Origin of the sequence: Sphingomonas parva (ex Maeng et al. 2020), from assembly GCF_004564275.1 — a bacterium.
GTDB classification, from domain to species: Bacteria; Pseudomonadota; Alphaproteobacteria; order Sphingomonadales; family Sphingomonadaceae; genus Allosphingosinicella; species Allosphingosinicella parva.
Genome location: NZ_SPDV01000011.1, coordinates 44,687 through 57,555, shown reverse-complemented (window position 1 = coordinate 57,555; position 12,869 = coordinate 44,687). Strand labels below are relative to the sequence as shown.

At 67.0% G+C, this 12,869-nt stretch carries 17 protein-coding genes; 6 read left to right on the top strand and 11 right to left on the bottom strand.

Translation table 11 applies throughout. The annotated features are described in order from the left end of the window. The first annotated feature begins 110 nt into the window (after nt 1-110). Nucleotides 111-425 carry a PilZ domain-containing protein gene (locus tag E2493_RS07575; RefSeq protein WP_135085338.1) on the top strand — a complete coding sequence of 105 codons (315 nt, stop codon included), beginning with the start codon at nt 111-113 and terminating at the stop codon, nt 423-425. Nucleotides 426-450: 25 nt separating this feature from the next. On the opposite strand, the gene E2493_RS07570 is transcribed toward E2493_RS07575, so the two are convergent. The 8 genes from E2493_RS07570 to coxB all read right to left on the bottom strand — a co-directional run bounded on the left by E2493_RS07570 (nt 451) and on the right by coxB (nt 6,995). After that, nucleotides 451-1,050, bottom strand: a complete 600-nt coding sequence (locus E2493_RS07570) for an SURF1 family protein (protein ID WP_135085336.1) — start codon at nt 1,048-1,050, stop codon at nt 451-453. Further along, nucleotides 1,047-1,412 carry a DUF983 domain-containing protein gene (locus E2493_RS07565; RefSeq protein ID WP_135085334.1) on the bottom strand — a complete coding sequence of 122 codons (366 nt, stop codon included), beginning with the start codon at nt 1,410-1,412 and terminating at the stop codon, nt 1,047-1,049. The genes E2493_RS07570 and E2493_RS07565 overlap by 4 nt, the downstream gene beginning before the upstream one ends. 69 nt (nt 1,413-1,481) lie before the next feature. After that, entirely contained in the window at nt 1,482-2,297 is an 816-nt protein-coding gene (locus E2493_RS07560; RefSeq protein ID WP_135085333.1) for a cytochrome c oxidase subunit 3, read from the bottom strand. A 104-nt stretch (nt 2,298-2,401) separates the two neighbouring features. Next, on the bottom strand, nt 2,402-2,953 hold the full coding sequence (locus E2493_RS07555) for a cytochrome c oxidase assembly protein (RefSeq protein ID WP_135085331.1): 552 nt from the start codon (nt 2,951-2,953) through the stop codon (nt 2,402-2,404). Beyond that, nucleotides 2,950-3,084 (bottom strand): hypothetical protein, encoded by a 135-nt coding sequence (locus tag E2493_RS22045; RefSeq protein WP_263854060.1) that lies wholly within the window; start codon nt 3,082-3,084, stop codon nt 2,950-2,952. The genes E2493_RS07555 and E2493_RS22045 overlap by 4 nt, the downstream gene beginning before the upstream one ends. Beyond that, nucleotides 3,081-3,980: a heme o synthase gene (locus E2493_RS07550; protein ID WP_225421212.1), complete on the bottom strand. Its 900-nt coding sequence runs from the start codon at nt 3,978-3,980 to the stop codon at nt 3,081-3,083. The genes E2493_RS22045 and E2493_RS07550 overlap by 4 nt, the downstream gene beginning before the upstream one ends. 140 nt (nt 3,981-4,120) lie before the next feature. Next, nucleotides 4,121-5,782, bottom strand: a complete 1,662-nt coding sequence (ctaD, locus tag E2493_RS07545; RefSeq protein WP_135085327.1) for a cytochrome c oxidase subunit I — start codon at nt 5,780-5,782, stop codon at nt 4,121-4,123. 4 nt (nt 5,783-5,786) lie between these two features. Continuing rightward, nucleotides 5,787-6,995 (bottom strand): cytochrome c oxidase subunit II, encoded by a 1,209-nt coding sequence (gene coxB / locus E2493_RS07540; protein ID WP_135085325.1) that lies wholly within the window; start codon nt 6,993-6,995, stop codon nt 5,787-5,789. Nucleotides 6,996-7,166: 171 nt separating this feature from the next. Between coxB and pyrE the strand changes: the two genes are divergently transcribed. Genes pyrE through E2493_RS07515 form a run of 5 tightly spaced genes read left to right on the top strand, consistent with a single transcriptional unit; the run spans nt 7,167 to nt 10,911 of the window. After that, nucleotides 7,167-7,751 carry an orotate phosphoribosyltransferase gene (pyrE, locus tag E2493_RS07535; protein ID WP_135085323.1) on the top strand — a complete coding sequence of 195 codons (585 nt, stop codon included), beginning with the start codon at nt 7,167-7,169 and terminating at the stop codon, nt 7,749-7,751. A gap of 8 nt (nt 7,752-7,759) precedes the next feature. Continuing rightward, nucleotides 7,760-8,479, top strand: coding sequence for a pyridoxine 5'-phosphate synthase (locus tag E2493_RS07530; protein WP_135085398.1), 720 nt, complete (start codon nt 7,760-7,762; stop codon nt 8,477-8,479). 55 nt (nt 8,480-8,534) lie between these two features. Beyond that, on the top strand, nt 8,535-8,951 hold the full coding sequence (acpS, locus tag E2493_RS07525; protein ID WP_135085321.1) for a holo-ACP synthase: 417 nt from the start codon (nt 8,535-8,537) through the stop codon (nt 8,949-8,951). A gap of 23 nt (nt 8,952-8,974) precedes the next feature. Continuing rightward, a complete protein-coding gene (gene lepB, locus E2493_RS07520; protein WP_135085396.1) occupies nt 8,975-9,853 on the top strand; it encodes a signal peptidase I in 879 nt (292 codons plus the stop codon). Beyond that, nucleotides 9,850-10,911 carry an AI-2E family transporter gene (locus E2493_RS07515; RefSeq protein ID WP_135085319.1) on the top strand — a complete coding sequence of 354 codons (1,062 nt, stop codon included), beginning with the start codon at nt 9,850-9,852 and terminating at the stop codon, nt 10,909-10,911. The genes lepB and E2493_RS07515 overlap by 4 nt, the downstream gene beginning before the upstream one ends. 52 nt (nt 10,912-10,963) lie before the next feature. Here E2493_RS07515 and E2493_RS07510 read toward each other — a convergent pair whose 3' ends face one another. The 3 genes from E2493_RS07510 to E2493_RS07500 all read right to left on the bottom strand — a co-directional run bounded on the left by E2493_RS07510 (nt 10,964) and on the right by E2493_RS07500 (nt 12,861). Further along, the gene (locus E2493_RS07510) at nt 10,964-11,524 is read right to left on the bottom strand and encodes an FKBP-type peptidyl-prolyl cis-trans isomerase (protein WP_135085317.1); all 561 of its coding nucleotides are present in this window, start codon (nt 11,522-11,524) and stop codon (nt 10,964-10,966) included. A gap of 92 nt (nt 11,525-11,616) precedes the next feature. Then, nucleotides 11,617-11,823 carry a 30S ribosomal protein S21 gene (gene rpsU / locus E2493_RS07505; protein WP_106515466.1) on the bottom strand — a complete coding sequence of 69 codons (207 nt, stop codon included), beginning with the start codon at nt 11,821-11,823 and terminating at the stop codon, nt 11,617-11,619. Between the two features lie 213 nt (nt 11,824-12,036). After that, nucleotides 12,037-12,861: an enoyl-CoA hydratase-related protein gene (locus tag E2493_RS07500; RefSeq protein ID WP_135085315.1), complete on the bottom strand. Its 825-nt coding sequence runs from the start codon at nt 12,859-12,861 to the stop codon at nt 12,037-12,039. Between the last annotated feature and the right edge of the window lie 8 nt (nt 12,862-12,869).

Here is a 12,869-nt window from a genome sequence, read left to right as displayed (position 1 = left end):
GCGCCGGGACTTAAACGAGGTTAAGGCGAATCCGTCTCAGCTGTTCCCTGCTAGGAATTTGGTAAAGACTTGCATGCCATGCTCGCGCCCGTCTCTGGGGAGGGAGTAAGATGGCGTTTGCAACGGGAGCGGAGGTATCGGCCGGCATCCATGCCGAGCATGATCTTTGGGCGGATCGGCGGGGAGAGGAACGCTGCGAGGGCGTCCTGGACAGCGCGCTGCTCCATTTTCGCGGCAAGCCTCATCGCGTGCCGGTGCTCAACATCTCCTCGCGCGGCGCGATGATCGAGATCGAGCTCGACACGCGGCTCGGCGAGCCGGTGCTGATCGAGTTCGACCAATGCAGCCGCATGCACGCCTTCGTTCGCTGGAACCGGGAAGGCCGCATCGGCCTCAATTTCGGACACGAGCTCGTGCTGGGCTGACCAGCGGCCAAGGGCCTGAGCGCGCTCAGGCTTTCGAAGCCTTGGGCTCCTCCTCCCGTCTGCGGCGTAGGGCGAGGACGTAGATCACCGCCGCGGTCGCGGCGAAGAAGAACCATTGCAGCGCATAGGCAAGGTGGTTGTTCGGCGTCTCGGACGGCGACGGCGGCCGGCTCGCCTGCAATCCCGCCGCAGGCGCTTGCGCGACCAGGCGGATGCGGTGCGTCGAATCGGGTACGATGATCCCGTTCACCTCACCCCCGCGCCAGGCGGGCGCCTCGCCCGATCTCGACCAGCCGATGTCGACCTCCATACCCGGCCCCTCGGCGCCGCCGGTGCGGCAGGACGCGATATGGCTCCAGCCCGGCTCGTCGGCGAGGTTACGGCCGGCGATGGCGCGCCAGGCGACCGGCTGCAGGCAGAAACCCTTCGCGCGCCGGTAGAGCAGGGAATCGTCGGCAGGCGGGACAACGGGCCAGGCGACCGGCGGCTGGCTGCGGTTCGACTCGAAGCGGGCGATCAGCGCCTGTTTCCATTCGGATCGCCGCAGCTGCCAGATGCCGAGGCCGATCATCGTCAGCACGGCGGCGGCGACTACCAGAGTGGGGATGAGAGGCCAGCGCTTCATCGGTCGACACTCCTGCCCTCGTGCGCGCGATGCCGATATTCAAGCGCGAGCAGCAGGCCCTTGGCGAGCCGCAGGGATCCGATCACCAGAACGGCCGTCAGGGGGACCCACAGGAGCACGTGGACCAGGAAAGGCGGGCTGGCGCCGAGCTCGAGCGCAATGGCGGCGCCAGTGACCAAGGCGCCGACGATCAGGATCAGGAAGGCCGCCGGACCGTCTCCGACGTTGAAGGCTGCGTAATCTAGGCCGCAGGCGCGGCAGGTCGGCGCGAATCCGGTAGGACCCTCGTAGAGGGTTCTCGCGCCGCAGCGCGGGCAAAGCCCGAAGAGGGCGGAGGAAAAGGGGCTCGGCTCGGGGCTCATCGGCTTTGGTCCATGCGACGCAGCACCCGCAAAGAAGAAGGGGAGCGGCCGTGCCGCTCCCCCGAGTGCTTAGTGAATCTCGGCGCCCCAGCCGCCCCAGACGTAGATGCAGATGAACAGGAACAGCCACACCACGTCGACGAAATGCCAGTACCAGGCTGCTGCCTCGAAACCGAAATGCTGCCGCGCGGTGAAGTGGCCCTTGTAGGCGCGGATCAGGCAGACGATCAGGAAGATCGTGCCGACCAGGACGTGGAAGCCGTGGAAGCCGGTCGCCATGAAGAAGGCCGAGGTGTAGATGTTCTCGCTGAAGCCGAACGGCGCGTGCCAATATTCATAGGCCTGGATCGAGCTGAACAGCAGACCAAGCCCGATCGTCGCCCAGAGACCCTTCTTCAGCCCGTCGCGATCGCCGTGGATCAGCGCGTGGTGCGCCCAGGTGACCGTGGTGCCCGAGCAGAGCAGGATCAGCGTATTGAGCAGCGGCAGGCCGAACGGGTCCATCACCTTCATGCCGTGCGGCGGCCAGACGCCGCCGATCGACTCCACCGCCGAGGGGAAGAGCGACGCGTTGAACCAGGCCCAGAACCAGGCGACGAAGAACATCACTTCCGACGCGATGAACAGGATCATGCCGTAGCGCAGGTGGAGCTGGACGATCGGGGTGTGATCGCCGGCATGCGCTTCGCGGATCACGTCGACCCACCAGCTGAACATCGTGAACAGGACGGCGAGCAGGCCGGCGAAGAAGACGTAGCCGCCGAACGCATAGTCATGCATCCACATCACGCCGCCGACCGCCATGGCCATCGCGGAGAAGGACCCCATGAAGGGCCAGATGCTCGGCGGAAGGATGTGATAGGGGTGGTTCTTCGCTCCGGCCATGTCTCGGCTTTCCCTTGCGTCGTGCCGGCCGGGGCCGGCATCCTTTCTTTCGTGTCGCTCCGCCGCGGCAGGACGCCGCGACGGCAGTTGGGGTTCCTCTACCGTCAGCCCTTCGGCTGGTCCACCGGGTAAAAGGTGTAGGAGAGGGTGATTTCGCTGACTCCCCGGGCATCCGGATCGTCGAGAATCTTGGGATCGACGTAGAAGACCACCGGCATCCGCACCTCCTGGCCGGGCGTCAGCGTCTGCTCGGTGAAGCAGAAGCAGTCGATCTTGTTGAAATACTTGCCCGCCCAGACCGGCGTGACGTTGAAGCTGGCGCTGCCGGTGATCGTCTTCGCGGTCAGGTTCTTGGCGGTGTAGAAGGCGATGTCCCGCTCGCCGATCGTCACCGTCTCGCTCGGCTTCACCGGCTTGAAATGCCATGGCAGGCTCGGCGCGGTGTTCGCATCGAAGCGGATCGACACCTTCTTGCCGGCAACGCCGCCCGGGGCGTCGCCCGTGGCGCGCATCGTCGTGCCGTCGAAGCCGGTCACCTGGCAGAACAGCCGGTAGAGCGGCACGCTGGCGAAGGCGAGCCCGACCATCGCGGCGACCAGCAATGCGGCGAGACCCGCGGTGCGCGCGTTGCGGCGCTGGGTGGCGGCGGCGGTCACTTGCCCGTCATCCTGGCGATGGTGATCCCATAGATCAGCAGCACGAATGCCCCGAGCAGCAGCGCGGTGACGATCGCCCGCGCCTTCTGGCGGCGGCGGACCTCGGGGGTTCGGTCATCCTTGATGGTCATGCCAGGATCCAGCGATCGAGGACCAGCGCCCCGAAGATCGCGAAAAGATAGAGGACGGAGTAAGCGAAGAGCCGCTTCTCCGGCTTCATGCCGGCCGGCTCGGTCGCGCGGTTGGCGAGCACCAGCAGGGAGAGCACCAGGAAGGCGAGGCTGAGCGCGCTCGCCGCGATGCCGTAGAGCGGGCCGGCGAGGCCGAGCGGCCAGGGCGCGACCGCCGCCGCGCCCATCGGCAGCGTATAGAGGGCGATCTGCTGGCGCGTCACGCGCGGCCCCGCGACGACCGGCAGCATCGGCACGCCGGCAGCCGCGTAATCGGAGCGGACGAACAGCGACAGCGCCCAGAAATGCGGCGGCGTCCACAGGAAGATCAGGGTGAAGAGGAGGATCGGGAGCAGGGTTACGTCCCCGGTCACCGCGGCCCAGCCGATCACCGGCGGGAAGGCGCCGGCGGCGCCGCCGATCACGATGTTCTGCGGCGTCCGGCGCTTCAGCCAGACGGTGTAGACGAGGACGTAGAAGAGGATCGAGACGGCGAGGACGCCCGCCGCCAGCCAGTTCGTGGCGAGGCCCATCAGCAGCACCGAGAAGACGCCGAGCCCGACGCCGAAGTGGAGAGCCGACTGGCGGTCCATGCGACCCGCGGGGAGCGGACGCGAGGCAGTCCGCTTCATCTTCGCGTCGAGGTCGACTTCGTACCACATGTTCAGCGCCGCGGCGGCGCCGGCACCGAGCGCGATGCACAGGATCGCGGTGAAGCCGAGGATCGGATGGATGTGGGCGGGTGCGGCGAGAAGGCCGCAAAGGCCGGTGAAGACGACGAGGCTCATCACCCGCGGCTTGGTGAGCGCGACGAAGTCGCGCCACTCGGCGGGAAGGCTTTCGCTCTGATCGTACACGCTAGCAATCATGTCAGTCACACTGTGCGGGCGCTAGGCCCCGGATGCGGATGGGGGGCGAGCCGCCGCAGCCGGACGCGACCGGCGGCGAATGCCCCACCCCCCTGAAGCCCCTCCCGCCCGGCGGGAGGGAATCTGAGTCAGTCGATCTTCGGAAGCGTCTCGAACTGGTGGAACGGCGGCGGGCTCGACAGCGTCCACTCGAGCGTCGTCGCACCTTCACCCCACGGATTGCCCTCGGCGCGGCGGCCGGCGAGCAGCGAGTAGAAGATGTTGATGAAGAACGGGATCAGACCGATCGCCATGATCACGTAGCCGAGGCTGGCGACGTGGTTCCACTCGGCATAGGCGTCCGTATAGTCCGGAACGCGGCGCTGCATCCCCTGCATGCCGAGGAAGTGCATCGGGAAGAACATGATGTTCACGCCGATGAAGAAGATCCAGAAGTGCAGCTGGCCGAGCACCTCCGAGTACATCTTGCCGAACATCTTCGGGAACCAATAATACCAGGCGGCGAACAGCGCGAACACGGCGCCGAGCGACAGCACGTAGTGGAAGTGCGCGACGACGTAGTAGGTGTCGTGGACGTTGTTGTCGATGCCGCCGTTGGCGAGGACGACGCCGGTGACGCCGCCGACCGTGAACATGAAGATGAAGCCGATCGCCCACATCATCGGGGTCTGGAAGCTGATCGAGCCGCCCCACATCGTCGCGATCCAGGAGAAGATCTTGATGCCGGTCGGCACCGCGATCACCATGGTTGCGGCGGTGAAGTACATCTTGGTGTTCACGTCCATGCCGACCGTGAACATGTGGTGCGCCCACACCACGAAACCGATCACGCCGATCGCGACCATGGCGTAGGCCATGCCGAGATAGCCGAACACCGGCTTGCGGCTGAACGTCGCGACGATGTGGCTGATCATGCCGAAGCCCGGCAGGATCATGATGTACACCTCCGGATGGCCGAAGAACCAGAAGAGGTGCTGGTAAAGGATCGGATCGCCGCCGCCGGACGCGTCGAAGAAGTGCGTGCCGAAGTTACGGTCGGTCAGCAGCATGGTGATCGCGCCGGCGAGGACCGGAAGCGAGAGCAGCAGCAGGAAGGCGGTGACCAGCACCGACCAGACGAAAAGCGGCATCTTGTGCAGGGTCATGCCCGGCGCGCGCATGTTGAAAATGGTGGTGATGAAGTTGATCGCGCCGAGGATCGACGAGGCACCGGCAAGGTGCAGCGAGAAGATCGCGAGATCGACCGCGGGACCCGAGGAGCCGGAGGTCGAGAGCGGCGCATAGGCCGTCCAGCCGATCCCGGCGCCGTTGCCGAGCCCGCCCGGCACGAAGGCCGAGCCGAGGAGCAGCAGGAAGGCCGGGACGATCAGCCAGAAGCTGATGTTGTTCATGCGCGGGAACGCCATGTCCGGCGCGCCGATCATGATCGGAACGAACCAGTTGCCGAAGCCGCCGATCATCGCCGGCATGACCATGAAGAAGACCATGATCAGGCCGTGCGCGGTGATCAGCACGTTCCACAGATAGGCCGCCTGATCGACGCTGCCGCCGGCCCAGTTGGGCAGGATCTGCAGGCCGGGGGCGGCGAGTTCGGCCCGCATGATGCCCGAGATGGTGCCGCCGATGATGCCCGCGATGATCGCGAAGATCAGATAGAGGGTGCCGATGTCCTTGTGGTTGGTCGACATGAACCAACGCGCGAAGAAGCTCGGCTTGTGATCCGCATCGTGATGCGCGTCATGGGCGTCGTGCGCGTGGAAGTGGCTGGCGTTTGCGGTGGTGTCGGTCATTGGATCAGTTTCCGCGCTTGGATTCGGTGGCGCCCTGGCTGGAAACCGGCGGTGCGGACGTTCCAGGCGTGATGGCGGGAGGCTCGGGGCTGGTCTCGGTGGCGCTGCCGCCGGCGGTCGGCGTCGGGCCGGCGGCGGCCGCGGCGGCGCCCGGGTTGGTGATCGGCGAGGTCGCGGTCTCGTCGCCCGATTTGGGCTGGGCCGCGCCCGGCATCGTGCCGCCCTTCGAAGCGACCCAGGCGGCAAACTGCGCCGGAGTCACGACCTCGACGGCGATCGGCATGTAGGCGTGACGGGCGCCGCACAGCTCGAAGCACTGGCCGTAATAGATGCCCGGACGATCGGTCTTGAACCACGTCTCATTGAGGCGGCCGGGAACCGCGTCAACCTTGGCCCAGAAGGCCGGAACGCCCCAGGAGTGGATGACGTCGGCGGACGTGACGATCATCTTCACGGTCGCGCCGACCGGCACGACGACGCGCTCGTCGACGGCAAGCAGGCGGGGCTCGCCGCGCTTCTTGGCGTCCTCGTCCTTCAGCATGTTCGAGACGATCTCGAAATCGCCGTGATCCGGATAGGTATAGGTCCAGTACCACTGGTTGCCCGTCGCCTTGACGGTGAGATCCGCCTTGGGCGGCGAATATTGGTGCGCGAGCAGGCGGATCGACGGCACCGCGATCGCGACCAGGATCAACACCGGCACCAGCGTCCAGGCGATCTCGAGCATCGTGTTGTGCGTGGTGCGAGACGGCGTCGGATTCGCGCTGCGGCGGAAGCGGATCATCACATAGAGGAGCAGGGCGAGCACGAAGACCGAGATCGCGGTGATCAGCGGCAGCAGGATCGCATTGTGGAACCAGGAGGCCTCTTCGCCGATCGGCGTGACCTGCGGCTGGAAGCCGAGCTTCCCGGTCGGCTGACCGACCTCGGCATCCGGCTGGGTGCGGGCGAGGGAGCTGCTCAGCACCTCGGCCTTGGAGGGCTGCTCGTCGCGGCTGGTGAGGCTCGCCTCTTCCGGTTGCGCCGGCTGGGCCTGAGAATTGGCGCTGATCGCGTCGATCGGCTGCTGGGCAGTCGCGGCTTGCGCGCCCGGGGCCGCGGGCGCAGCGGCGGTCGCGGTCGGTGCGGCGGCCGGCGCGTTCTGGGCGACGGCGGCGACCGGTGCCATGCCGAAAGCAGCGGCGACGGCGAAAAGCTTGAGCGAAATCTTCATCTGAAACCCTTGGGGCCTCCGGGCGGAGCGGGACGGATTCGGTGCCGGGAGCGCCGAATTGCGGCGGCTTATAGGCAGGGAAGCACCGCGCCTCAAGGCTCTTGGCGCGGGTTGATGACGCGGCGTGCGAAGCCTATCAGGCAGGCAGCGCAGCTCAACCCCCGGGAGCCCATGACAGAGGACGAGATACTCGCCGAATTCCGAGCCGCGGATGCGCTGCTCGAGGGACATTTCATTCTCTCCTCGGGGCTGCACAGCCCACGCTACCTGCAGTGCGCGCGGGTGCTGATGGACCCCTCCCGCGCCTCGCGCCTCGCGTCGGCGCTCGCCCGGTCGCTGCCGCTGGAGATCAAGTCGCAGATCTCGATGGTCGTCTCGCCGGCGATGGGCGGGATCATCATCGGGCACGAGATGGGCCGCTCGCTCGGGCTGGAAGCGGTGTTCCTCGAGCGGCCGAGCGGCACGTTCGAGCTGCGCCGCGGCTTCCGCCTTCGCAAGGGCCAGAAGGTTCTGCTGGTCGAGGACGTGGTGACGACCGGGCTCAGCTCCCGCGAGGCGATGAAGTCGGTCGCCGCAGCCGGCGCGACCGTGGTCGCGGCGGCGGCGCTGGTCGACCGGTCGAATGGCCTTGCCGATCTCGGCGTTCCGTTCTTCCCGCTGATCCGGATCGACGTGCCGAGCTACGAGCCCGGCGCAATCCCGCCCGAGCTCGCCGCCATTCCGGCCGAGAAGCCGGGGAGCCGCAAGGCGGCGTGACCAACCAGATGCGCCTCGGGGTCAACATCGACCATGTCGCGACGATCCGCAACGCCCGCGGCGGCGATCACCCCGATCCCGTTCGCGCCGCCTTCGCCGCGGCCGAAGCGGGCGCCGACGGCATCACCGCGCACCTGCGCGAGGATCGTCGCCACATTCGCGACGAGGACATCAGCGCGCTGATGCGCCATCTCGAGGTGCCGCTGAACCTCGAAATGGCGGCGACCGAGGAGATGCTCGACATTGCTCTTCGCCATCGTCCCCATGCCGTGTGCATCGTTCCCGAGAAAAGGGAGGAGCGCACCACGGAAGGGGGCCTCGACGCCGCCGGGCAGTACGATCCGCTTTCGCCGCTCGTCGCCCGCCTGTCCGAGGCGGGGATCCGCGTCAGCCTGTTCATCGAGCCCGATGCCCGCCAGATCGACGCGGCAATTCGCCTGAAGGCGCCGGTGGTCGAATTCCATACCGGTCGCTACGCGCATCTCGAGGGCGAGGCGCGCGCGGTCGAGCTCCGCCGCATCGCCGACGCCGCTGCTCTGGCCGTCAAGAACGGCATCGAGCCCCATGCCGGTCACGGCCTTGCCTTCGACAATGTCGTGCCGATCGCCGCCATCCCCCAGATCCGCGAGCTGAACATCGGCCATTTCCTGATCGGCGAAGCGATCTTCATCGGGCTCGGCGCATCGATCCGCCACATGCGCGCGCTCATGGACGAGGCGCGCGGATGACGGCGCCTGCGGCGGCATCGACCATCCGCCGCGGTGACGGCCTGAAGGAGCCGTCATGATCATCGGCATCGGCTCGGACCTGTGCAACATCGACCGCATCCGCAACTCGCTGGAGCGATTCGGCGAGCGGTTCGTCAACCGCGTCTTCACCGAGACCGAGCAGCGCAAGGCCGAAACGCGGCCGTTCACCCGTGCAGGAACCTATGCCAAGCGGTTCGCGGCGAAGGAGGCGTTTTCCAAGGCGGTGGGCACCGGCTTCAAGCGGGGCGTGTTCATGCGCGATATAGGAGTCGTGAACCAGGCTTCGGGCGCGCCCACGCTGGAGCTGACCGGCGGCGCGAAGGCGAGACTTGACGCGATGATCCCCGAGGGCCACTTCGCTGAGATCCATTTGACGATGACGGACGACCATCCCTTCGCACAGGCTTTCGTCATCATCGCCGCCATCCCGATTTCGAGGAGCGAAGGGTGAGCAACAGCGATCCCGTCATTGCCATGAACGACGAAACCAAGCCGACGATCGAGGCGGGCACTCCCGCCGCGCAGCCGCCGAAGCAGGGCACCGACTGGTGGGGCGAGGTGAAGGCGATCTTCTGGCTCGTTCTCGCCGTGCTCGCGATCCACAGCTTCATCGCCAAGCCGTTCTACATCCCGTCGGAATCGATGATGCCGGGGCTGCTGAAGGGCGACCGGCTGGTGGTGAGCAAATTTCCCTACGGCTGGTCCTGGGTCTCGCCCAGCTTCCACGTCTTTCCGCGCACCGAAGGGCGACTGTTCGGCCGCATGCCCACGCCGGGTGACGTCGTCATCCTGACGCCTCCGGGAGAGACTTCGGACTATATCAAGCGGGTCATCGCCGTGCCGGGCGACACCGTCGAGATGATCAAGGGCCAGCTCATCATCAACGGCAAGGCGGTGAAGCGCGAGCGCAGGCCGAACGTGCGCATCCCCGTCGATGCCAACGTTCCCTGCGAATTCGGCGACGCCGAGGATCACCGGGTGACTGGCGAGGACGGAAATCTCTATTGCGAGCTGCCGATCGTTCGCGAGACGCTGGCCAACGGGCGAACCTTCGACACGATCGATCTTCATTATGATCCCCTCGTCGACGATGTGCCCAGGATCACGATCCCCGAGGGTCATGTCTGGGTGATGGGCGACAATCGCGACAAATCGGCCGACAGCCGCGTCGCCGCCGCTGCCCAGGGTCTCGGTGGGCCCGTGCCGTGGGAGAATATCGGCGGGCGCGCCGAGTTCATCACCTTCTCGCTGGATGGCACCACGCAATATCTGAACCCGATCAGCTGGTTCACCGCCTTCCGCGGCGGCCGTGCCGGCACGTCGCTGCGGCCACAGGAAGCAACGGCGCAGTGAGCGAAGGGCCCGGACCGCACGCGGAGCAGCCGGGCCCCACCGAGCTGCGCGATCCGCTGATCCGGCAGGAGCTGAAGCGCGCCAGCGTCTGGTTCGGCCTCGGCCTCGCCATTCTGGCGGTCATCTTCCTGGCGCAGCCGCTGCTGCTGATCTTCGCCGGCATCGTCTTCGCCTCGATCCTCGACGGCGGGACCCGGCTGCTCGGCAGGGTGCTTCCGATTGGCCGCGGATGGCGGCTGACGATCGTCACCGTCGCTGGGGTCGCATTCATCGCCTGGACCTTCTATTTCGCCGGAAGCTCGCTCGCCGCCGAGGCCGAGCGGCTACGGGCGGTCATCACCGCGCAGGTGAATCGGGGTCTCGCCTGGGGCAACGAGGTCGGCATCATGCAGGGCGGCGCCCAGATGGACCAGTTGAGCGGGCAGCTGATGGGCACGCTCGGCAGGCTCGGCTCCGCGGTGAGCAGCGCGCTGGGCGCCCTCACCAGCCTGATCATGATCCTGGTGATCGGCATCTTCATCGCCGCCGAGCCGCGGCTCTACCAGCGCGGCTTCGCCTGGATGCTGCCCCTCCGCAGCCGCGACTCCTTTTACCGTACGGCGGCCGAGATGGGCCACACGATGCGGCGGCTGATGGCGGGGCGCCTGCTCGGCATGGCCGTGGAGGGCGTCGGCACCTGGATCCTGCTCATGATCGGCGGCGTGCCGATGGCGGCGCTGCTCGGCATCCTGACCGGCCTGCTCGCCTTTCTGCCCAACATCGGCGCGATCATCTCGGGCGTGCTGATCGTTCTCGCCGGGTTCAGCGTCTCGTTCAACGCGGGGCTTTGGGCGATCGCCGTCTATCTCATCGTCCAGACCGTCGACGGCTATCTGATCGTACCCTACGTTGCCAAGAAGACGGTCGATCTCGCTCCCGCGCTGATCCTCGGCGCGCAATTGCTGTTCGGCGCCCTGTTCGGGCTGATCGGCCTCGCGCTCGCCGATCCGATCGTGGCGATGATCAAGGTCGCGCTCGAGCGCAAATCCGAAGAGAACGAGGCGCAGCTGAAAGACTGAGGGGCCCGGCCTTTCGGCCGGGCCCCTCATCAAGCCCGCTTTGCCGCGGAGCTTACTGGCCGCCGCCCTGCGGGGGCGGCCCACCCTCGGCGCCGCCGCCGCCCTGCATCTGCATCATCTGCTGCTGCATCATCATCTGGCGCAGCGTCGCCTCGGGCATGAAATCAACCAGGGTGACATCGAAATCGAGCGTCGAATTGGCCGGGATCGGGCCCTTGGCCTCCGCCCCGTAGCCAAGCTCCGGCGGGATCCGCAGCTGGTATTTGGCGCCCTTCTTCATCATCAGCAGGCCCTCGGTGAAGCCCTTGATCGCGGCGCCCTCGGCGAGCGGCATCGGCAGCGGCTGACCGCCTTCATTGCTGTCGAACACCGTGCCGTCGGCAAGCCGGCCGGTGTAGGTGATGAAGGCGACATCGCTTGCGGTCGGGCTCGGCCCCTCACCTTCCTCTAGCACGCGATATTGCAGCCCGGACGTGGTGCGCTCCATGATCTGCCCCGCGGTTCCGGCCCAGGCCACGCCGGCGGCAAGGAGAGCGAGCAGGATCAGTCCGAGCCAGAGCTTCAGGACGGAACCCTTCCTGATCGGGCGGAGCGGAACGGCGGTTACGGACATGGGAGAACCTCGAAAAAGAGAAGGGCGGCGGTGAATGGTCACCCACTCACTATCGCCGCCCTCGATCCTGGCAAGCTTGCGGCAGTTCCGACTTAACGGACGCCGTCGCGCTCCGCGCGCTTCCGCTCGAGCTTGCGCGCGCGACGGATCGCGGCGGCGCGCTCGCGGGCGCGCTTCTCGGACGGCTTCTCGTAGTGACGGCGCAGCTTCATTTCGCGATAGACGCCTTCACGCTGCAGCTTCTTCTTGAGGGCGCGCAGCGCCTGGTCGACATTGTTGTCGCGAACGAGGATTTGCATAAGCGGTCGTCACTCTCCGTTGAATGGGTCCCGGCGGCGGCCCTGAGCGACGCGCCTCCAAACAAGCCATAGATAGCATAAAAAGGGTTCGCCGCGGAACAGGTCCCGCGCCGTACGAGCCGCCCGTTACCAGCGAAGGGCCCGGAATTCAAGCTGCGAAATCAGGCGCAAGTGCTTGAAAACCGAGTCGCATCCCATGACTGGAGCACGGGGTCAGGGATCGAGATCCGCGAATCGCGGATCGCGCTTGGCCAGCCGGGCCTCGAGCGCCTCGGCGAGATCGGCGCCGACCAGCGTCGCCGCGTTCCACAGTCCAACCTGACGCAGTCCCTCCTCGACCGGGCGGCCGCGGCTATAGTTGAGGCTCCTCTTGGCGCCGACGACGGCGAGAGGCGACTTGGCGGCGATCACCCCGGCCAGCTCCAGTGCGGCCGCGACGAGCGAATCGCGATCGGGCTCCACGCGGTTGACGAGGCCGAGGCGAAGCGCCTCCTCCGCCTCCATTCGGCGGCCGGTATAAGCGAGCTCTCGCACGATGCCGGAGGGTATGAGGTGGATGAGCCGCTGCAGCGTGCCGAGATCGGCGGTGATCGCCACGTCGACCTCCGCGACCTGGAAGAAGGCGCCGGCCGCGGCGAGCCGCAGGTCGCAGGCGCTGGCAAGGTCGACGCCGGCGCCAATGCAGCCGCCGTGAACCGCCGCGATCACCGGCGGCCTGGCGTTCTCGACCGCGTTGAAGGCATCCTGCAGCCAGTCAATGTGACGGAGGCGCGCTTCGGCGGCACGCCCCGGGTCTCCCTCCCCGCCGCCGACGCCCAGTTGCCCGGACGCGTAGTGGAGATCGATTCCGGCGGTGAAGTGCCGACCGCGGGCGGAGAGGACGATCGCCCGCACCGCCGGGTCGCTACCGAGCGCGCGGAACGTCTCCCCGAGTGCCTCGAACATGGCCGCGTCCATTGCGTTGAAGCGATCCTCGCGGGCGAGCTCGACATGGGCGACGCCTTCCTCGCGCGCGACGACGATCCTTTCGCTTTCCATGCCGGCGT